Consider the following 19026-nt stretch of genomic DNA (forward strand, 5'->3'; position numbering starts at 1 on the left):
GCTCAAGAGAGACCGGCCCACCCGTTCGCCACCACGTCGCCGCGGGAGCGCGCGAGGGTTTCGTTAACCAGGCGGCGGGTCACCGATTTCTCATACTGCCCTCGCTCCGGCTCTGGCGTTCGAGGTGCATGCAGACGGCGATGTTGCCCAGGACGAATCCCGCGAAGGCCACCGGTAACACCACGAGCACGCCGAACAGGATCAGCGCCAGCGCGATGACGTCCAAGGCGAGGTTCACCGCCAACCAGCCGCGACCCAGGCGCCACGCGACCTCACCGAAGGTCCGCCGCACCCAGACCGCGTCCGTGGCTTTTGAGGTGACGTTCGGTCGCGCGGAGCCGTCGAGCCGCGTTCCGCGCTGAGACGGTCCTCCGCCCGCCCGGAACCGTTGAGTCCATCGCCGCCACCTCGATCCGGAAAACGGTGCAGGTCGTAGGAGACCGGAGTTCGGGGCCAGCTCCCCGTCGTAGACCCGCGCGGCGAGGCACTCGGCATAGTCACCCAGCGGCGCATTCCGAGTCCTCACCACGCCCCGCCGGCGCAACTCCTGCAGGATCGCCGCGTAGTGTCCCAGCAATTCCGGAACAGACTCTCCGCGCAGGCCGTACTGGCTGTCGGGATCCATGCCCGGACACTACGCGCTGCCGGAGACCGATCCCCCAAAGATACGGGCAGGGGTGCTGATCAGCATCGCGGTCCGCTGCGGCCAACCGACGGCCACTAACAATCCGTGGGATCATGATCGCAATTGGCGCGCTGCCGCTTGATTGCGTCGACCACTCAGCGTCGCGCGAGGCGGATCCCAACGACACGCCGCGCTCTGTCGTGCCATGGTCCGGACCTTCCGGGCGGAGGTAACCGGATCAGGAGACCGCGGCCGACCTGGACGACTGGGTCCGCCACCACCACACCCCCCGTGTAGCCTCTCAACACACGACGCGGGGTGGAGCAGCTCGGTAGCTCGCTGGGCTCATAACCCAGAGGTCGCAGGTTCAAATCCTGTCCCCGCTACTGCGAAAAGCCCGGTTTGCACATGGTGCAGGCCGGGCCTTGGTCATTGGCGGATCTGTGGCGGATCCGCCAACTTTGTGAGACTGGTGCCTGAACCAGGCGACACGGCGTTCATCACGGTGGCGAGCTCTGTGGCCGCGCCGGCCGGCCGGGAGATGTACAGCTGGGCGTACAGCCAGCCGTTGGTCTCCAGGCCCTCCGGGTCCATACCCGCGCTCGAGAGCGTGTCCAGGATCTGGGTCTGCTCCTCGGCCGAGGCGAACCTCCGCTGCCGGAACACGCCGTCGACGCCGGCACTGTGGTAGCCCAGCTCGGCCAGGCGTGCCGCGATCGGGTCGTAGGAGAACATCCGCAGCACAAAATGCGCCATCCACGGCCGCGACCCGTGCGCGATCCGGGAGATGGTCTTGTCCGTGACGTACCCGACGCAGCCGGTCGAGATGACGAGGTCGACCCCGGCCAGCAGGTCGTGTTGCTCCGGCGTCGGATCGTCCCGCTCAAGGTCCGCGTGGATCGCGGCGTCGATGAAGCCGGCCGATTGCGCATAGGCCAGCGCCGGACCCGAGCTGTCGAGACCGATGAAGCGGATGTGTTCGGTACCCGCGTGCGAGCGGACCCACCCACGGTCGGCCGCGAGCAGTGCTTCGTGGTCGAGGGCGAGCACATCCGGGCCCGTGTAGTAGTCGTAGAGCTGGTCCATCGTCACGTCGCACCGTTGCAGGACCGCGTTGACGCCATACGAGCAGCCGACGTCGAGCACGGTCGGTGCCGCGACGCCGCGTTCGGCGCGGTATTCCTCGATCAGCTTGCGGAAGTAGGGCTTGGCCAGCTGTGGAATGAGGTAGCCGACCCGGCCCAGCGTGCCGAAGAAGGCACGCGGATCGGGCTCGGCGTAGATGTGGTCGAAGGAGATCTTGCCGGTCGAGTCGAGGGGCACCCCGGTCTCCTTACTAGACGGTATGACGTGACTGCCTCGGATGAGACGGTTGCGGGCCGGGCCTCGCTCACGCACATTCGGGTTGCTGGGCAGGGGCTGACGGCTCGGCCTGAGCGTACGAGTGTGGGCCTCGATGTCCATGCCCGCTCGGTCGCGGCTGCGGCGATTGATGGTGTGCGAGGCGGGCGCGGCGACTGACGCCGTCGCATGATCACATCTGGTCTACGAAATTGGCCTTGTAGCCAAGTTTCCGCACAAAAGACTTGGCTACCGATATCACAGGTTATCGGTAGTAGATGGGTCGCGGCGCCGCCGAACGAATGAAACTGTCGAGTGACTCGACATGTCGAATGGTTCGGCATATCGTGGTGGCATGCCGAACACCACTCCCCCCGAGCCGGCTGCCGCCGTGCCCGCCCAGGCGATGGCGCTGGAGGCGCTGCAGGCCTGGGCCCGCAACCGCGACCGCATGCCCGACGACCGGGCCACACTGGTGGCGCTCGCCTGGCGCACCGGCGCCCGCAACATCCGCGAGCTCGCGCGCCTGGCCGACGTCTCCCGCGACACCATCTACGCCGACCTGCGCGCCCGCGGCATCGACGCCGGCGACCGCACCGCGGCGGCCACGACCCCGAAGTACCAGCCGCTGACCGCCGCCGCGATCGCCGGGCTGGGCCGGCTGGTGCAGACGCGGGCGCTGCCCTCGCTGATCGGCGCTGACCGGCAGCCGCTGGCCGAGGCCGTGTGGGCCCTCGGCATCGCGCTCGACCGCATCGAGCATCTGCTCGAACACCCGCACGGCACCGACGACACCGCCGGTGAAGCGGGGATCGGTTCCCGTGCGCAGGTGTTGCAGGACATCGTCGACCGCGCCGCCACCGTCATCGACGAAGCCCAGGGGCTCTTGACGGAGGAGTTCGCGGGGTTCACCGACGCGCAGCTCGCGGCCCGCACCGAGGAAGCCGAGATCGCCGCCCTCGATGGCGGGCAGCGCCCCGTCGTCGAACGCGCCGAGCTGCAGCTGGCCCTGCCCAACGACGAAGCCCCCGCCGTCACGATGACGCTGTACCGCCCCTCGGGCGGGTTGCTGGCCGTGTCCAGCGACAGCCCCCTCGTCGCCGGCCAACTCGACCGCCGCGGCCACGTCGCCCTCACCGCGGCGTTCGACGTGATCGCCCGCGCACTCGAGGCCGTGCTCACCGACGACGCCTACCTCGACGACACGATCAACAAGGGAGACCACCGTGACTGAGCACCCCGACCTCACCGCCGGGCTCCCGACCCCCGCGCAGCCACGGGACCTGGCCGCCGACGTGCGCGCACTGCGGAAGCGCGCGGTCGCGCTCGGCGCCGCATTCACCGCCTCGGCCGATGAGGGCATCCGCCGCATCGGCTACCTCATCGACGACGACGGCGACGGTCTGCTCGAGGGCTACCTCGGCGACCTCGACCGCGCCATCGAACCGCTCGTCCGCCACCGCACCGCGACCGGCCCCGGGTTGTGCGGGGTGCCGTGGGGGGTGTGCCCCGAGCACGGCAACACGCTGCGCTCCAGCGCCGGCCGAACCTGGTGCACCGCCACCGGATGCGACCGCGGCTGGAACTACGACCGCCTCGGCGCGCCCTGCGGCGAACCGGTCGCCGCGACATCACCGACGCCAGCGGGGAGACCTGGAGGTGGCGCCTCGGCCACGGCCGCGACGCCGAACACGCGGTGCGCGGTGTGACCGTGCGATACCTGAACCCCGGCACCGGACAGACCGGCGCCAGCTGATCCCGCACCAGCCCCGAATCCAGCCGGACAGACCAGCTTTGCCCAGCACAGCCCTGTCCTGTCTCGCTGAAGCTGGCACCCGGCGCGTGTAGGTGGCACCGCGTCTCAGCTAATCGACGCAGCCGGTCCGCTGCTGAGCAAGGCCGCGAAGATCCGCAACCCGGTGCTGCACGCCCGGCCGATGACGACCGGCGACAACAAGCAGGAGATGTTCCGGTGGCACCCCCGCGAGCAATTCCCGATCACCACCGAGCGCCTACGCCAGGGCATTGCGGAGCTCGAAGACATGGTGCACGAGCTGTACAAACACCGCCACCGCTTCAGGACTTCCCACCAGGCTGAGCGTAGCCACAACCCAACACCCACCATCAAGTGGAAACCGTTCGGGTAATGGTTTCCAACCCGCTCGATGTAAAGATCAACACCGGTGCACTGGTCCGACTACCGTGGACGGCTCGCGGGGGAATCCCGGCGCGTCGTCCGTCTACAGTGGACCTGCCGCCGGTTGTTCGCAGGTGGCGGCCCTTCCGGCTGGCGATCGGCCGGAGTAGAGTCGCCAGATTCGCCGCGTTCACTCCAGCCCCTGGTGACGCCGCTAGCAAGGCAGATCGGCAGGCACGCATCGTGCGTACTGCTCACCGCCGGTGAGGACGAGCCGGCCGGCCACCGAGGGGGCACGCGGTGCGAGTGGGAATCCTCGATCTCCTCGGTCCACCGGCTCGGCGCCCGGTGGAACTGGGCTACCAGCTGCTGATCACCAAGCAGTACGCGAGCATCACCCCGCAAGCCATCTCCGTGTGGTGCCGGCGGATGGGGCACGAGACCTTCTACGCCACCTACTACGGCCTCGGCCGGCCGCACCGCCTGGTGCCCGCCGACCTCGACGTCGTCTTCATCTCCTGCTACACGCAGGTCAGCCACCTCGCCTACGCGCTCGCCAAGCTGTACCGCAAGGCGGGCGTGCGCACCGTGATCGGCGGCCCGCACGCGAAGGCGTTCCCCGCGGACTGCCTGCGGTTCTTCGACCTGGTCGTCCGCGAGTGCGACGAGGCGCTGGTCGCCGACATCCTGGCCGGGCAGTTCGACCCGGGCGCGGTGATCTCGTCGGAGAAGCCCTTCGACGACGTGCCGGCAGTCGAGGAGCGGATGCCCGAGATCCGTGCTTCGGCCTTCTTCCGGGGGCGGACACCCACGCCGCTGACGGCGGTGCCCATGCTCGCGAGCATGGGCTGCCCGTACCGGTGCGACTTCTGCATCGACTGGAGCAGCACCTACCGGCCGCTGTCGATTGAGCGGCTCGAGGCCGACCTGCGTTATCTGGCCACTCACCTGCCGGGCCGGCTGGTGGTGTTCCACGATCCCAACTTCGCGGTGAAGTTCGACCAGGTCTTCGAAGCGCTGGAGGCCCAGCCGCCGGGTGAGCGGCCCCCGTACATCATCGAAAGCTCGCTCACGGTGCTGCGCGGCGACCGGCCGCGGCGGCTCAAGGACACGAACTGTGCCATGGTCGCGCCGGGCGTGGAGTCCTGGACGGACTACTCGAACAAGGCCGGGGTCGGGCGCGCCGGCGGCATGGCGAAGGTGGAGCGGGTCGCCGCGCACTTCGCGCAGCTGGCCGACAACGTGCCGTACCTGCAGGCGAACTTCATGTTCGGCCTCGACACCGACGAGGGTGACGCGCCGGTCGAACTGACGAAACGGTTCATGGATCTGGCGCCGTTCGCCTTCCCGACGATCAACATCCCGGTCCCGTTCGGCGGCACGCCGCTGCACGACGAGCTCGCGGCCGACGGGCGGATCCTCCCCACTATGCCGTTCAGCTTCTACTACGCGCCTTACGTGGTCACCACAATCAAGAACTACGACCCGGTGACCTACTACGACAAGCTCATCGAGCTCTACGGGCACGCCGCGTCACCCGAGATGCTGCGCCGGCGGCTGCGGACCGCGCCCAGCCGCGTGGTGCGCTGGGTGCACCGTGCGCGCACGGCCGGCTTCCGCGCCGACCTCGGCAGCTTCCGGCGCATCCGCACCCTGCTGCGGTCCGACCCCGGCTTCCTGGCGTTCCACGAGGGGCGGACCACCGCGCTGCCGGAGTTCTACCGCCACCTCGGCGACCGGATGCTCGGCGACTACAGCGAGCTGCTCTCGGCCGCGGACCGGACTCCCGACCTGTCGTCCATCCGGCTGTAGCCGATCCACAGTGGACTCGGATCGGGGGCTCCCGGCGTAGGGTCCGGTGATGGCTGGAGGCACGTGGTCGGCCGGAGAGGCGTACGAGGTGTACGTCGGGCGGTGGAGCAGGAGTCGTAGCCGAGTTCGACCTCGCGCAGAGCTGCGGCGGACGAGGAGACGGGACTCCGAGAGGTCGGGACGATGAGGTTGCGCGCGGTGCGCGGCGGCGACTGCAGAACTCCACCTTGTTCTACGTGGCTGCCGACATGGTCGAGCTGACCACCGTCGCGGCGCGCTCCATCCCGGATTTCCAGCTTGCGCCGGAGGATCTGCCCTCCGAGGCCGGTTCAGGTGTTTGAGCGGCCCATCGCATCGACCGAGCTGGGTGATGCCGAGGTCGGGATCACCGCAGTGTGTTGGGCTCGGATACCCGGGAGAAGCGAGGCACTGCTCGGGTCGATCTACTTCGACCGGGACGAGACTTCTCCGGTCTTCGACAAGGTCACGCCGCACCGGCGCGTGGCCGAGACGGAGCCGCGGCTGGTGTACGGGCATGGCGGTGAGTTCACCTGGGCGTTCGGCGACAACGAGGGTGCGGCGCCGGGAGCGCAGTTCATGAGGGCCCTGGCTCCCAGGCTGCGGGCTGCGTGGCTGCTGATGCAGCAGCCTCTGACGTTGTCTCTCTCGTACGTGGAGAACATGCAGTGGTTGTTGTTGTGTGTAAGTGCAATTTTGTTGTGTGTTAGTGCAGTTGCAGGACCGGTCAGGTGGCCGGAGCCGATCAGTGAACGGGGCTCCGGGCAGTGACCAGCGGCGTCAGTGTGCTGGGACCGATCAGTGGAAGGGTTCCCCGCGGTGACGTTCGCAGCAGGTGAAGTAGCAGTACCGAGTAAGACCTGGTCTCAAAACTCGGCGTGTCGCTAGGTGAACCAACGGCCCGCCCCTGGCTCCGCACCGCCCGCCTGTGGACCCGGCCCGACGGACCGGAGGTCTGTCAGAGAGACTGGGGGCCATTGCCCGCCCTCTCGACCTGGAGCCTTTGATGCCGCAAGGGACCGTCCGTTGGTTCGACGCCGAACGGGGTTTCGGCTTCCTCGCGCCCGAGGACGGCTCGCCGGACGTGTTCGTGCACGCCTCCGAGATCGTCGGGGACGGCGGCGCGAAAGTGCTCCGCGAGGGTCAGGCCGTCGTGTTCGAGGTCGGCGAGAACGACCGCGGGCCCCAGGCGCTGCGCGTTCGCGTCACCGCCGATGCGGCCACCGGCAGCGCCGTGGGCCTGCTCGGCACCGTCAACTGGTACGAGCCGGGCAAGGGGTACGGCTTCGCGTCGCCGGACGGCGGCGGCGCCGACATCTTCGTGCACAGCTCCGCCATCGTGACCGGCGGCGTGGTCACCGAGGGGCAGCGGGTGGCCTTCCTGATCGTCGAAGGCGAGCGCGGCCCGCAGGCCGGGCACGTGATCCCGCTGGGAGCAGGGGCCGGCTCACCCGCTGCGGCTGGTATCGCGGACGGTGCCGACGGCACGGTGGCCTGGTACGACGAGGACAAGGGCTTCGGCTTCATCAACCCCGACTCCGGCGCCGGGGACGTCTTCGTTCACGCCCGGGCCCTGGCCGAGGGGCTGACGTGGCTCGCGGAGGGCGACCGCGTCGCCTACGAGGTGGCTAGTGGAGACAAGGGCCCGCAGGCCCGCGACGTGCACCTGGTCCGGGGCATCGAGCCCCAGACGGCGCCGCAGCGGTCGGCACCTGCCGCGGCCGCAGGGCCGGCGGCGCGGGACGTGCCCGTACGAGGCGGCGAGGGCGTCGTCGCGCGCTACGACGGCGACCGCGGCTTCGGCTTCATCACCCCGGACGCAGGCGGCGACGATCTCTTCGCCCACGTGTCCGTGATCATGGGGTCGGAGTCGCTGCAGAAGGGTGACCGGGTCCGGTACGCGGTGCGTCAGAGCGACCGGGGCCCGCAGGCCGACCGCATCGAACGCCTCTGACGAGGCGGCCCCACCGATGGCTGATCACTTCCCGACGAGAGTGCTCGTTCATCCCCGTCGATGGTGCCGTCAGCAACGCGGCTGCAGCCCCCTTCAGGAGATCGATCTCCCTCGTGGTGACGGGGGCCCCGTGCCGACCCGAGGACCTGCTCCGCGCTCGGAAGCTCACCAGTCACCTCCACCCAACGACACAGAGCTACCGATGTATCCCAAACGAGTGAATGGATGCGTTAGACCTGGTCGCAGAGCTCGATCTTTATGAGCCGGCGGACGTTGATCACGGTGCAGGCCAGCGTGAGTAGCGCCAGCGTGGTGCGTTCGGTCCGGTCGTAGCGCAGCCCGAGGCGTTTGAACCGCAGTAGCCAGGAGATGGTGCGTTCGACGACCCAGCGGACCCGGCCGAGGCGGGACTTGCCCTCAATCCCGCGCCGGGCGATACGGACCTTGATACCGCGGCGGGTCAGGTAGCGGCGGCAGCGGCGGTAGTCGTAGCCCTTGTCGGCGTGCAGCTTGTCCGGTCGGCATCGTGGCCGGCCCGCCCGGCCGTGGTGGCCGCGCACGGTCGGGTTCGTGTCCAGCAGCGGCTCGAACAGCATGCTGTCGTGGGTGTTTGCCGCCGACAACATGATGTGCAGCGGTAGCCCGTTCGCGTCGCACAGAACGTGGTACTTGGAGCCGGCTTTACCCCGGTCAGTGGGGCTGCGGCCGGTCAGCTCGCCCCCCTTTTCGACCGCACCGACACCGCGTCGATGCAGCCTCTGGTCCAGTCGAGCTCGTCGATGTTGGACAGCTCGTTGAGCACGAGCTGGTGCAGCCGGTCCCACACGCCGGCGTCCTGCCACTCACGTAACCGCCGCCACGCGGTGTGCCCGGAACCGCATCCGAGCTGCTCGGGTAGGTCTCGCCAGCGGCAGCCGGTGTCGAGCACGAACAAGATCCCCTCTAGCGCGGCACGGTCATCGATCCGGGGCCGCCCACCCGGACCGCGCGGCGCTGGTCGGGACGGGATCAGGGGTTCGATCAGCTCCCAGAGCCGGTCTTCGACCCGCCGCTGCTGCGTCGTCTTCGCCACGACTGTTCACGATCGACGACCAGGACCGGCAGGTTACGCAGTGACACACCCTTAAGTTTTGAGACCAGGTCTAAGTGGAAAACACAGGAAAGAAGGGAACGGGAACATCATTGGATCGCCCGCAGCGGCCAGGTAGCGCCGCGCGGGTGCCGCAGTCCCATCGAGTTCGGAGGTGGTGCTCGGTTACGAATGAGCGATCCCCGCGGGATCCGGCTTTCCGCCGGACGCGGGTGCAGGACGCCGGCGGTCACGTCGGTTGGCAATGATGAAAACCTAAAACCCTTGAGGACCCCGGGTGCCGCATGCGGCACCCGGGGTCCTTCGTGATGTGGAGGTGGAATGATCCCTGACCAAGAAGGACCGGCCACGCCCAGCGGGGCCGACAAGTTCGACGACGAGCACTACCCCGGCTACACCATGGGCCGGGCCGCCGACATGCTCGGCACCACCCAAGGCTTCCTGCGCAGCCTCGACGAGGCCGGCCTGATCACCCCGCAACGCTCCGCCGGCGGCCACCGCCGCTACTCCCGCACCGACACGGTCAAGGTCGTCGTGATCACGCTCTGCGTTACGGCCCCGGTCACGCACGGTGGTGGGGGTGGAGTGCTGCGGTGTGGCGGCAGCGAGGGTTGCAGATCAAGCGGGTGAGGCGACGTGCTCCACGTAGAGAGGCTCGGCCAGCGCTCCCTCATCGGGACGTCGCTTCTCCCCATTCTCGTTGGTGCTTATCGGCCAGGTGCCGCCACCTGCTGTGTTCCCAGCCGCACGACGAGGGTGAGCTGGCGGCGTGAGTAACGGCGGTGCCCGCCATCGGGGCGTTGCGGGCGAACCAGGGCTGCCGTGTCCAGGCTGCGCAGGAACGCTTCCTGCACACCCAGCATCGTCGCGGCCTGCCATGCGCGAACAAGCGCCCCTCTACCGAGCCGCCGGGATCGCGACCTCGAGGCCTCGATCGTCGCGTTCATCGACTTCGCCGAACTCTTATCTAGCAACGCGCCCACGCCTACCGGCCGCACCGGCCGTAGAGGCACCGCAGCACATCGATGATATCGAGTGGACCCACCAGCGGCCGGGCTCCCTTACGGGAGACTCGGCCTTTTTCATGCCCACTCCTGGAAACGGCTGTTTGCCGTCTCCAGGAGAAAAGCAGGCAAAACGGACCGGTTTCCGTCCGAATTCGCCGGGTGGGTGTCGTTCAGGATTCGGTGATCTTGATGTATCCCTCTTGGACGAGCTGGATCGTCCTGGCCATGGCGTCGGTGTTCACCAGGATGTCGGGCAGGAGGTCCTCGTTGCCCCAGTGGTGCGCCTTCGCGGTGGCCCCGCACAGCTCGACACGCACGCCACGGGCGACAAGATCGGCGACGAGTTGCCGGTAGGGGTTGCCGGTCGAGATGTTCCGGTCGGCGTTGTAGGCCGCGTCGTGCAATGTGACGTGCCCGGCGTTGGTGTGGAACACGACCACTACATCCGAGCTCGCACCCCAGTCGGCCACGTCACCCGTGATGAGCCCCAAGTGGAACAAGGACGCCGGGAGGTCACCTTCGAAACCCAGCGATCCCACACTGAACACAGCCTTGACCTCGGCCAGCTTCACCGGGATGTCGATGTGCAGAGGGTTTTCCGACACGGTCACTCCTTCAGAAGATCAGTTTTGTTCGCTGGATTGACTCTCAGTCACGCGTCGAGGCGCGCGTTGAGCCAGGAGTTGATCCGGGCCTGGGCGTGCTTGCCCACCGGCGGGACCTTGCCGAAGAACTTGTGCGGTGCCTCCGGCCAGATGTCGAGTTCGGCGTCGTTGCCGGCCGCCTTCCATCGCTCACTCATGAACAGCGAGTCGTCGAGCAGCGGGTCGAGACTGCCCACCGTGAACAAGGCGGGTGGCAACCCCGCGAGATCGGCGTACAGGGGTGAGAAACGCGGACTGTGCCACGATTTCAATCCGATCGGGAACACCGTCTCGGCGGTGCCCTGGAGGTACTGTGCCGTGAGCACGGGAGTGTCCGGCGTGGCCAGGCGTGCGGCGATGCTCAGGCTCACGTCGTAGACGCCGAACACCAGGCTCGCAGCGACGACCCGGTCGATCGCACGCAGTTCGTCGCGCAGGTGGAGCAAGGTCATCGCGGCGAGGTGCCCGCCGGCGGAACTTCCGGCGATCACCAGCCGGTCGGTGCCGAATTCGGTCTCGGCGTGCTCCAGCAGCCACTCGACAGCGGCGAGGCAGTCCTCGAGCTGTGCGGGATAGGCGTTCTCCGGCGCAAGCCGGTAGTCGACGCTGACCGTCGCGACGCCACACATGTTCACCGTCAATTCGTTGATGCGGTCGTCCTGTTCGGGCAGCCCGATGACCCATCCGCCGCCGTGGATATTGACCATCACCGCACGCACGTCACCCGGCGGGCGGAGGACATGCAGACGCAGGTCGCCACCGGGACCGGGACCGGGGATGATCACGTCTTGCGGGGTGAGCGATTCCGGCGCCTTGCTGGCGTCGATCGCATCGGTCCGCATCTCGATCCGGCCCGCCGGCGTAGTCACGTCAGGAACTTTTTCCGCGCGGAGCCGTTTGTTGATCGCCCTGGCCTCCTCGAGGTCAGGGGCGGGGATGTTCTTCTCCTTGAGCACAAGTCACCTCGTTTGATCAGATCTCGGTGCGCCAATGCCGGCCGGCCCCTGGGAGGCGCCGCATGGCGAATCGTCTCCCGCACGCCAAAAGGGCAACGCGATGATGCGTCGCCAGCAACGGGCGACGACGTCGTCTCGCCAGGTCCTGCCGGTTTCTCGACGACGGCGTCACGGTCGGCGAGAAACCGGACGGCCCCCGCGGGTGCCCGGTTAATCCCGGCGCACCTGCAGGCGGCTGCCTCCCTGGATCGTCCGCAGCGAGGCAACTCCTGAGAGCGATGCGGGCCCCGTCCTTGGTGGTGAGGACGGCGTCAGTTACCGCGCCGAAGATGCCTGCGTTGTCGTCGACCGTCACCGTGCGGCTGTCACCGTTGGCGGCAAGGGTGATGCGACCCAGCTCGTTCAACGGGTAAGTGTGGACCGTCCAGGTCGAGGGTTCCGAGACCTGCACGGCATCGTCCCGTGCCGCTGCGATTGCCGGCTGGGCCGAGGGGGGTTACTCCGCGTGCTGCCTGGCACTGGGGTGACGCAGATGATCGCGGGCCTTGATCTCTTCCGGCTCCAGCAGGGTGATCATTTCGACGTCCGGGGCGCAGATGCAGACCGCGAAGAACCGGCTCCAGGAATCCGGTTCCAAGTTTGCCATCTGGTAGTGGACGACGTCGCCGCCGGGTTCCCACAACGGCTCGCCGGCGGCGATCTCGCGGGGTTCCTCGCCCTCGACTTCGAAGAGGATCTTGCCCTCCAGCACGTACCCGAACACGGGTCCGGAGTGGCGGTGTGGCGGCAGTCCCGCATCCGCGGGCGGAAGTTCGATGAGCTGCGTCATCACGTGCGCACCTTCAGGGATCCAGGGTGGCGTGACGTTGAGCAGGTCCGAGATTTGGACGTTTCCGGTGGACAACATCGCCCGATGCTACGTGGGCCGACCGCGGCGGACGGTATTTCCTCCCGCGTACGGGGCGGGTCGCCGGATGAGTGAAAAGCCACCACGCCGGTGACCGGGGCGATGCCACCCAGCGCTGTGACCAGGCACTCGGCGTGCAGCCGGTCGCGTCGACCACCATCTGGTTGCCGTTTCGCTTGTCCGTCTCGACGCCCCGGATGAGTGTTTCAACGTGCGCGATCGTCACTTGATCGGCAGGCACACCGCGATATCCGCCGACGCGTGGCACGCTGTCGTCGTTCGGGCTCGACTCTGCCGTGGCGCAGATCGGCTTGGTGGAGGTGGGACGTGGGCGAAGTACTTGGTGTACGGCGCGGGCTCAAGGTCGGGGATCGAGTTCGATGCGTACGCTCAGCGGGCTGGTCGCGGCCGCTCCCGAGGCCTGGAGGCAGAGGCGGCGCCAGCGGTTGCCGCGGCTCAGGATCCGCATCCGCTCCGAAGGATCGTCGTCGTCGAGGATGTGCGCGGTGCCGCTGCGCCAACCGGTGCGCGACAAGCTGCCCTTGACCCGGACGCGGGGATTGGCCTCTATGTTTCGAATGTAGTCAGCGCTGCGTCCGTGCTGGGCGATGATCCAGAAGGTGTCGCCGTCGGTACCGTCGCACACCGGTGTGATTCGCGGTTGCGCAGTGCGCCGCCCTATTGTCTCCAGCAGGGCGTCGCCCGGAGGCGGGATACGCAGCGCGAAGGCAAGCTTGTCGAGCGGGTTGATTACCGACCGCTGAAGCCGATCAAAGCGCCGGCGCCTGGCGGCCGCCCCGGGACCGTCCCAGCGACCAGAGGCCTGATCGGTCTTGACCCTCCTCATATTCGGTCCTCTCCAGTTATCCAGCTCATGTGTCGTGGTCGGATCCTCCGCGTTGGCGCCACTGGGCGCCAGGCGACAGCTCCGACACACGCCGCTGCGGCAGGACGTGCGCCGTCGCAGTTCGAGCCTGTAGCGCCACTTGCCCACCGTCTGTCTCCCGGCCGACCGTCCCTTGCGCAGGAGCGGGATGAGCCGTAGCGCCCGAGGTGACGCGCAGATAATGTGACGCCTATGCCAGGGCGCATCGTGCTCTTCGGTGCCACCGGCTACATGGGCGAACTCACGGCGCGCGTCCTCACGGGCCGGGGGACGGCCAGTGCTGGCGGCCCACAATGCGCATCGCCTCGAGCCGTTGGCGGCGCAGCTCGGTGGCCTCGACACGGCGGTCGCCGATGGCGGACGGTCCGACACTGTCCGTGCCCTCGTGGAGCGCGGCGACGTGCTGGTCTCCACCGTCGGGCCCTTCACTGTATGGCGAACCAGCGGTTCGAGCAGCGATCACCGCGGGCGCGCACTACCTCGACTCGACCGGCGAGAGCCAGTTCATCCGCCAGATCTTCGAGCACTACGGGCCAGGCGCGCGCGCTGCAGGTTGCGCGCTGCTGACCGCCTTCGGCTATGACCACGTGCCGGGCAACCTCGCCGGCGCACTCGCGCTGCGCGACGCCGCCACCGCGTGGACATCGCCTACTTCACACCCGGAAAGTTCACCGTCAGCGGCGGAACACGGGCATCGGCCGCGGGCGTGATCCTCGACCCGGGCTTCGCCTGGCGCGGCGGGCGCATCGTCGCCGAGCGTCAGGGAGCCCGGGTTCGCAGCTTCCGGGTGCACAGTTCGGCCAAGCCCGCGCTGTCGATCTCGAGTTCGGAACACTTCGCTCTGCCCCGCATTCACCCCGGCCTACGCGACGTGGGTGTCTACCTCGGCACGTTCGGCGCGGCGTCCCGTCCGCTTGAGGTGTTGTCGGCGCTCAAATCCGTGCTCATGCAGATCCCCGGAGCGCGCTCAGCGACAAGAGCGGCGGTGACCCGCATCGTCAAGGGCTCCCCCGGCGCTCCCGATGCGGACACTCGGGCCAAGTCCGATTCCCTCGTCGTAGCCGCGGCCTACGACGGCACCGGCAGCAAGCCCTTACAAGCCCGCCTCGCCGGTGTCAACGTCTACGACTTCACCGCCGGGATGCTCTCCTGGGGCGGCCAGCAGGCCGCCGCCGGCGCGCTGCAGGACACCGGCGCCCTCGGCCCGATCGAGGGCTTCGGCCTTGACCCGCTCCCGACCGGAGCCGCCGAGGCGGGGCTGGCGCGCCAGTAGCCCTCAGCCGTACTGGCTGGGTAGCTTCTTCAACGACCGTAGGCCGCACCGCGGGGACCGGAGCATAATCGGCGCGGGACCGGAACGGGCCGGTTTTCGGCGGGTCACCCCGCCTGCGCATCGGCAGGGCGTTCACGTCGGCCGCGAGCCGCGAGGAGCGTCGGCAATGGATGTCCGCGAAGCCCTGTACACCACGCGGATGATGCGGCGCATGCACCCGGACGCAATCCCGCTGGAGGTCCAGGCCCGCATCCTCGACGCCGCGATCCGGGCGCCCAACGGAGGCAACACCCAGCGCTGGCACTTCCTGACAGTGGACAATCCGGACACCAACGCCGAACTCGCCCCGATCTACCGCCGCTGTCGGCAGAAAGAGTACGAGGACATGGCCGCCGGCACGTTCGCCGTGCCGCTCGAGAATCCCGAAGGCCACGCCGCGACGATGCGGCAGACCACGAAGTCTGCCGACTTCCTGGTCAAGCACTTCACCGAGATCCCGCTGCTGCTGTTCGTGTTCGCCATCGACGACCACGGCGGCGCGAACATCTACCCCGCCATCTGGAGCACTCTGCTCGCCGCCCGCGTCGAAGGCGTGGCGGCGTGATCACCACGATGCTGCGTTACGAGGCCGACACCGTGATGAAGCTGCTCGGTGTGCCCGAAGGCGAAGGCTGGGAGATGACGGCCATGCTCGCGCTCGGCTACCCTCGCGGCAGATGGGGAGTGGCCGCGAACCGTCGGCCGGTGCACGAGGGAGCAGCCGCAACCGGTGGGGACGGGACTTCGGGGTGTCCGTTCCCGAACCTCTTTGGCCCGGCAAGCCGAAGGGGTGAAAGCCCAGCCGGCGAAGACCGAGAAAGACCTGGAGCTGCTCACGCGCTCCAGGACGGCCTACTCCACCTCTGAACCGTCAGCGACCCGAAGCGGACAAGGCCACTCCCCGTCGCTGCGGGTCGCCAGACATGTCAACGTCGCATGCCGCGCTCGACGTTGCTCGTGATCACCGATCGGACCGACTTCGCCGGACAAATCTCCTCGCACCAGGTTCGTCGAACGGGAATGTTGTCCCCACCCACCCCGTGGTGTCGCGCGAGCGTGTGGCCCTCGTCGAGTTGGGCGCCTGCGATTGCCTGACCGGCTGGGCGTGTGGGTCGCGAGGGAGCGGGGTAGGCCTGGCACATGGGCACGATTGGCGACAACGCCACTTTCTCACCGGGCCAGAAGGCCCCGGTTAGCGGGTTTTACGAGTGTGACACCGGCTGCGGGCACCGCTACAGCACCGACGTCGCGGGCCATGTCCTGCCGCCGCTGCCGAAGGAGTGCTCGGGCAGCGGGTGGCGGCTGGCCCAGCAACGCCCGACCTGACCGGGTATCGGCACGTCATCGGCCGGGTGTTGTGCCAGCGGTCGGTCGGAGAGCATGCCCGGCATCGTTTGCTTCCCCCAGCTTCCGCGGGGCCTTCAGCGGCTGGACCGCGGTGGCCCGTCCGGCGAGCACTCCCCTGGTCGAGTTCCCGCGCGGCGGCTCAGTGCGTCGGGTGGTTGAGGCCGTAGCGGTGGACCACGTCGTCGAGCCAGTCGGGGGTGCTGTAGGTCAGGCCGTACTTCACGGCGAGGCGGGCGAATTCGTCGGTTTCGTGGAGGTTCTCGACGTCGCCGACGAGTTCACCGGCGGCGTGGGCGGTGAGGAGGTCGCTGAGTTCGCGGAAGTAGTTCTCGAAGCCGCCGGGGGTGATGACCTCGACGATGCGGCCCGGCGTCTGGCCGGCGTTCCACATGGCGTGCATCTCTCCGCGCGGTTTGGTGATGTAGCCGCCCGGGCCGAGCACGACTTCTGAGTCGTCGGAGCGGAAGCCGATCTCGCCGGTCAGCACGAGGGAGTGCTCGTCCTCGCGAGTGTGGCGGTGGGGCGCGGTGATGGCGCCGACCGCGAACGGGTGCTCTAGGATCGACACCTCTCCCCCGTTGTTCTGGTGCGTCAGTTTGAACACGGCACCGAAGCCGGGCAGCACCGCGGTGTCCGATTCATCACCGGGCTGCACCACCACGACCTTCGTGCGGTTCTCTCCGGACACGGAGCCTTCCTCCGTTGTGTGTCAGGTGTTCCGCTCCCCGCTCCGTTGCGGACGAGGCGCGGTAGCCTCCCCCAGGGTAACCGGCACGGCCCGCGCCGACCATCGCGACGGAGACCGCGCCCAGCGCGGCCACCAAGGCGGACCTGGTCGTCTAGGTGTTGGGGGTCGTGACGTTGGTGTCGGCTGACGGGGCCTGAGGATGGGGACGGGTCTTTCGGCGGCAGGATGAGAAGTGCGACCCACTCGTCCGTCGAGCAGAAAGACCCGTCCATGCACCACCGTAATGCCCCGCTGTCGCTCGAGGGCCGTCGCCGGCTCGTGCAGCGGTGCCAGACCCGTCCGATCGCTCACGTCGCCGCCGAGATGGGCATCTCCCGGCAATGCGCCAGCAAGTGGGTCAACCGCTGGCGCCGCCACGGCGAGGCAGGGCTGCTCGACCGCCCGAGCGTCCCGCACCACCAGCCCACCGCCACCCCCGCGCAGGTGGTGGCCCGGATCGAGCAGCTGCGCCGGCACCGGAAGTATTCAGCCCGCCGGATCGCCACCGAACTGACCGCCGAAGGCATCACGATCTCGGTCCGCACCGTCGGGCGGCACCTGCTTGCGCTGGGCCTCAACCGGCGCCGGTCCCTCGACCCCACCGGCGCCAGCAACCGCCAGCCACGCCGGATCCTCGCCCGCTGGCCCGGGCACATGGTCCACCTGGACGTGAAGAAAACCGGCGAGATCCCCCACGGTGGTGGCTGGCGCATCCACGACAAAAACAGCGAACACGCCCGGCAGGTCGCCCGCGGCAAGACCCGCGGCACCCGGGCCCGCTACACCTACCTGCACTCCGCGATCGACGGCTACTCCCACCTGGCCTACACCGAAGCCCTCCCCAACGAGAAAGCCCGCACCGCGATCGGATTCACCCACCGCGCCCGCGCGTTCTTCGCCCGCCACGGCATTAACCACATCCACCGCCTGGTCACCGACAACGGCGCCTGCTACCGCGCCCACGACTTCGCCACCGTCCTACGCGGCGCCCGCCACCAACGGATCACGCCCTACACCCCACGCCACAACGGCAAAATCGAACGCTACAACCGCATCCTCGCCGAAGAATTCCTCTACGCCCACGCCTGGACCAGCGAACACCACCGCACCACAGCGCTGGCAGTCTGGAACATCCACTACAACTACCATCGACCACACACTGCCGCCGGAGACCAGCCACCAGCCACCCGGCTCGACACCGGCGTCACCAACGTCATGGCCTCATACAGCTAGCGCGTCGTGGACGTCGTCGAGCGAGGGCAGTTCGACGTGGCGGGTCACGTGGCTCCGGTGGCGTTTGCGTGAGGAGCCGCGGAGCCGAAGGTGCTCGTGGCGCAGCGCGGCGATGTTGTCCGGGGACGTTGCCGCATTCGAGCGGGTGGCAGCGCTCGATAGCCGGCGCGGTGGGGGTGGCGGCTCCCGGCGGCGGGAGGCAGCGCGCGGTTGCCGCGGTGGACACGCAGGTCGCGTGCGTCCCGGGGTAGATGTCGGGCTCGTAGCGGATGAGGAACCGTCGAGTTCGGGCGGTATCGGCCGGCACGAGCCCGGGAAAGTCCGGGGCAGTGGCGAGGACGTCGAGGCGCCGGCGGACTTCGTCGGCTGCGGGGCTGGCCAGGTCGTGGCGGTAGGTGGTGGCGATGTCGGTCAGCTGTTCTCCGCGCAGGAGGGCTTGTTCGCTTTCGACCTCGGCGCGGAACCCGGCGCGTGAGATGCCGGCGTAGCCCTCGACCATCTGGATGCCGTGATGTTTGTACTGGATGGCCCCGGCGATCGACCCGCCCAGACGGCGGGCGATGAACCAGGCGAGGGTGCGTCGGAATTGGCCGCTGCGTAGCCGTCTGCGTTCGCGATGACGTTGCTGTGGCCGGTGCCGGGCACAGTAGGCATTGACCCACGTGACGAAGGTGTTGAGCTGGGTGTTGGTTGATGACGTTTGCACGACATCGGCCGCGCCTGCATCGGCGGCGCGACGCCATCGAGCAACCGCTCGAGCCGCGCACGGCGCTCGCGGTACGGGCGCGAGCGCACATCCTCCGAGTCCACGGCGAGGACGTCGAACACCAAAGTGCACGGGTTCGTGGAATCTGGGACGTGATCACGCGGGAACCCGTCGCCGGGTCGAGCTGTACAGCCAGGGCCGCGGTGGGGTTCGGCGGCGCCACGGTCGTGAACAGCGGACAGGTGTGGCACCCTGTTGACATGATGTCCACCCGAAGGGCCAATGCCTCGTAGGAAGCCGGGCGCTGTCCGCGCCGATGGACCA

Annotated in this window: 21 protein-coding genes, 1 tRNA gene and 1 pseudogene; 13 read left to right on the top strand and 10 right to left on the bottom strand. The window is 68.4% G+C overall.

Annotated features, from left to right (window positions below):
* Positions 1-79: 79 nt before the first annotated feature.
* Positions 80-625 (bottom strand): hypothetical protein, encoded by a 546-nt coding sequence (locus QRX50_RS36110; protein WP_285967566.1) that lies wholly within the window; start codon positions 623-625, stop codon positions 80-82.
* Positions 626-937: 312 nt separating this feature from the next.
* Here QRX50_RS36110 and QRX50_RS36115 point away from each other — a divergent pair.
* Positions 938-1011, top strand: a tRNA-Met gene (locus QRX50_RS36115).
* 43 nt (positions 1012-1054) lie between these two features.
* Here the strand turns inward: QRX50_RS36115 and QRX50_RS36120 are convergent.
* Entirely contained in the window at positions 1055-1948 is an 894-nt protein-coding gene (locus QRX50_RS36120) for a class I SAM-dependent methyltransferase (RefSeq protein WP_285967567.1), read from the bottom strand.
* 373 nt (positions 1949-2321) lie between these two features.
* Here QRX50_RS36120 and QRX50_RS36125 point away from each other — a divergent pair, with 373 nt between their 5' ends.
* From QRX50_RS36125 to QRX50_RS50010, 6 genes are all read left to right on the top strand, one after another.
* On the top strand, positions 2322-3200 hold the full coding sequence (locus QRX50_RS36125) for a hypothetical protein (protein WP_285967568.1): 879 nt from the start codon (positions 2322-2324) through the stop codon (positions 3198-3200).
* Entirely contained in the window at positions 3193-3675 is a 483-nt protein-coding gene (locus tag QRX50_RS36130; protein ID WP_285967569.1) for a hypothetical protein, read from the top strand. Before QRX50_RS36125 ends, QRX50_RS36130 begins: the two co-directional genes overlap by 8 nt.
* Positions 3676-3903: 228 nt before the next feature.
* Complete coding sequence (locus QRX50_RS36135) at positions 3904-4113, top strand: hypothetical protein (protein ID WP_285967570.1); 210 nt, start codon at positions 3904-3906, stop codon at positions 4111-4113.
* Between the two features lie 290 nt (positions 4114-4403).
* Positions 4404-5915, top strand: coding sequence for a B12-binding domain-containing radical SAM protein (locus tag QRX50_RS36140; protein ID WP_285967571.1), 1512 nt, complete (start codon positions 4404-4406; stop codon positions 5913-5915).
* 333 nt (positions 5916-6248) lie between these two features.
* Positions 6249-6704, top strand: a complete 456-nt coding sequence (locus QRX50_RS36145; RefSeq protein WP_285967572.1) for a hypothetical protein — start codon at positions 6249-6251, stop codon at positions 6702-6704.
* 235 nt (positions 6705-6939) lie between these two features.
* Positions 6940-7887, top strand: coding sequence for a cold-shock protein (locus tag QRX50_RS50010; RefSeq protein WP_434533177.1), 948 nt, complete (start codon positions 6940-6942; stop codon positions 7885-7887).
* A gap of 230 nt (positions 7888-8117) precedes the next feature.
* On the opposite strand, the gene QRX50_RS36165 is transcribed toward QRX50_RS50010, so the two are convergent.
* A protein-coding gene (locus tag QRX50_RS36165) for an IS5 family transposase (RefSeq protein WP_434533178.1) occupies positions 8118-8959 on the bottom strand; the annotation gives its coding sequence in 2 pieces (ribosomal slippage) (positions 8118-8623 and positions 8623-8959; 843 coding nt in all).
* A 339-nt stretch (positions 8960-9298) separates the two neighbouring features.
* On the opposite strand from QRX50_RS36165, the gene QRX50_RS36170 reads away from it, so the two are divergent.
* Positions 9299-9607, top strand: a complete 309-nt coding sequence (locus QRX50_RS36170) for a MerR family transcriptional regulator (RefSeq protein WP_285967574.1) — start codon at positions 9299-9301, stop codon at positions 9605-9607.
* 110 nt (positions 9608-9717) lie between these two features.
* Here the strand turns inward: QRX50_RS36170 and QRX50_RS36175 are convergent.
* The 5 genes and pseudogenes from QRX50_RS36175 to QRX50_RS36195 all read right to left on the bottom strand — a co-directional run.
* Positions 9718-9912: pseudogene (locus tag QRX50_RS36175) on the bottom strand (MerR family transcriptional regulator); the annotation flags it as partial.
* Positions 9913-10154: 242 nt separating this feature from the next.
* Entirely contained in the window at positions 10155-10589 is a 435-nt protein-coding gene (locus QRX50_RS36180) for a DsrE family protein (RefSeq protein ID WP_285967575.1), read from the bottom strand.
* A 47-nt stretch (positions 10590-10636) separates the two neighbouring features.
* Positions 10637-11584: an alpha/beta hydrolase gene (locus QRX50_RS36185; RefSeq protein WP_285967576.1), complete on the bottom strand. Its 948-nt coding sequence runs from the start codon at positions 11582-11584 to the stop codon at positions 10637-10639.
* Positions 11585-12080: 496 nt separating this feature from the next.
* Positions 12081-12491, bottom strand: a complete 411-nt coding sequence (locus QRX50_RS36190) for a cupin domain-containing protein (RefSeq protein WP_285967577.1) — start codon at positions 12489-12491, stop codon at positions 12081-12083.
* Between the two features lie 358 nt (positions 12492-12849).
* Positions 12850-13338 carry a nitroreductase/quinone reductase family protein gene (locus tag QRX50_RS36195; RefSeq protein ID WP_285967578.1) on the bottom strand — a complete coding sequence of 163 codons (489 nt, stop codon included), beginning with the start codon at positions 13336-13338 and terminating at the stop codon, positions 12850-12852.
* Positions 13339-13730: 392 nt separating this feature from the next.
* On the opposite strand from QRX50_RS36195, the gene QRX50_RS36200 reads away from it, so the two are divergent.
* The 4 genes from QRX50_RS36200 to QRX50_RS36215 all read left to right on the top strand — a co-directional run bounded on the left by QRX50_RS36200 (position 13731) and on the right by QRX50_RS36215 (position 16015).
* Positions 13731-14087 (top strand): saccharopine dehydrogenase family protein, encoded by a 357-nt coding sequence (locus tag QRX50_RS36200; protein WP_285967579.1) that lies wholly within the window; start codon positions 13731-13733, stop codon positions 14085-14087.
* A complete protein-coding gene (locus QRX50_RS36205; RefSeq protein ID WP_285967580.1) occupies positions 14084-14650 on the top strand; it encodes a hypothetical protein in 567 nt (188 codons plus the stop codon). Before QRX50_RS36200 ends, QRX50_RS36205 begins: the two co-directional genes overlap by 4 nt.
* Before the next feature lie 166 nt (positions 14651-14816).
* On the top strand, positions 14817-15254 hold the full coding sequence (locus QRX50_RS36210) for a nitroreductase family protein (protein ID WP_285967581.1): 438 nt from the start codon (positions 14817-14819) through the stop codon (positions 15252-15254).
* Positions 15255-15829: 575 nt separating this feature from the next.
* On the top strand, positions 15830-16015 hold the full coding sequence (locus tag QRX50_RS36215) for a hypothetical protein (RefSeq protein ID WP_285967582.1): 186 nt from the start codon (positions 15830-15832) through the stop codon (positions 16013-16015).
* Positions 16016-16175: 160 nt separating this feature from the next.
* Here QRX50_RS36215 and QRX50_RS36220 read toward each other — a convergent pair whose 3' ends face one another.
* Entirely contained in the window at positions 16176-16724 is a 549-nt protein-coding gene (locus QRX50_RS36220) for a cupin domain-containing protein (RefSeq protein ID WP_285967583.1), read from the bottom strand.
* 270 nt (positions 16725-16994) lie between these two features.
* Here QRX50_RS36220 and QRX50_RS36225 point away from each other — a divergent pair, with 270 nt between their 5' ends.
* Positions 16995-17996 (top strand): IS481 family transposase, encoded by a 1002-nt coding sequence (locus QRX50_RS36225; RefSeq protein WP_285967584.1) that lies wholly within the window; start codon positions 16995-16997, stop codon positions 17994-17996.
* Here the strand turns inward: QRX50_RS36225 and QRX50_RS36230 are convergent.
* Positions 17977-18702 (bottom strand): hypothetical protein, encoded by a 726-nt coding sequence (locus QRX50_RS36230; protein WP_285967585.1) that lies wholly within the window; start codon positions 18700-18702, stop codon positions 17977-17979. The two genes, QRX50_RS36225 and QRX50_RS36230, sit on opposite strands and share 20 nt — an antisense overlap.
* Positions 18703-19026 lie beyond the last annotated feature (324 nt).

Origin of the sequence: Amycolatopsis sp. 2-15, from assembly GCF_030285625.1 — a bacterium.
GTDB classification, from domain to species: Bacteria; Actinomycetota; Actinomycetes; order Mycobacteriales; family Pseudonocardiaceae; genus Amycolatopsis; species Amycolatopsis carbonis.

What these genes read in the sequence shown, in the direction of transcription:
- QRX50_RS36110 (WP_285967566.1), bottom strand. Translation starts at nt 625, where the DNA reads ATGGATCCCGACAGCCAGTACGGCCTGCGCGGAGAGTCTGTTCCGGAA.
- QRX50_RS36125 (WP_285967568.1), top strand. Translation starts at nt 2,322, where the DNA reads ATGCCGAACACCACTCCCCCCGAGCCGGCTGCCGCCGTGCCCGCCCAG.
- QRX50_RS36135 (WP_285967570.1), top strand. Translation starts at nt 3,904, where the DNA reads ATGACGACCGGCGACAACAAGCAGGAGATGTTCCGGTGGCACCCCCGC.
- QRX50_RS50010 (WP_434533177.1), top strand. Translation starts at nt 6,940, where the DNA reads ATGCCGCAAGGGACCGTCCGTTGGTTCGACGCCGAACGGGGTTTCGGC.
- QRX50_RS36170 (WP_285967574.1), top strand. Translation starts at nt 9,299, where the DNA reads ATGATCCCTGACCAAGAAGGACCGGCCACGCCCAGCGGGGCCGACAAG.
- QRX50_RS36190 (WP_285967577.1), bottom strand. Translation starts at nt 12,491, where the DNA reads ATGTTGTCCACCGGAAACGTCCAAATCTCGGACCTGCTCAACGTCACG.
- QRX50_RS36195 (WP_285967578.1), bottom strand. Translation starts at nt 13,338, where the DNA reads ATGAGGAGGGTCAAGACCGATCAGGCCTCTGGTCGCTGGGACGGTCCC.
- QRX50_RS36200 (WP_285967579.1), top strand. Translation starts at nt 13,731, where the DNA reads ATGGCGGACGGTCCGACACTGTCCGTGCCCTCGTGGAGCGCGGCGACG.
- QRX50_RS36210 (WP_285967581.1), top strand. Translation starts at nt 14,817, where the DNA reads ATGGATGTCCGCGAAGCCCTGTACACCACGCGGATGATGCGGCGCATG.
- QRX50_RS36215 (WP_285967582.1), top strand. Translation starts at nt 15,830, where the DNA reads ATGGGCACGATTGGCGACAACGCCACTTTCTCACCGGGCCAGAAGGCC.
- QRX50_RS36225 (WP_285967584.1), top strand. Translation starts at nt 16,995, where the DNA reads ATGCACCACCGTAATGCCCCGCTGTCGCTCGAGGGCCGTCGCCGGCTC.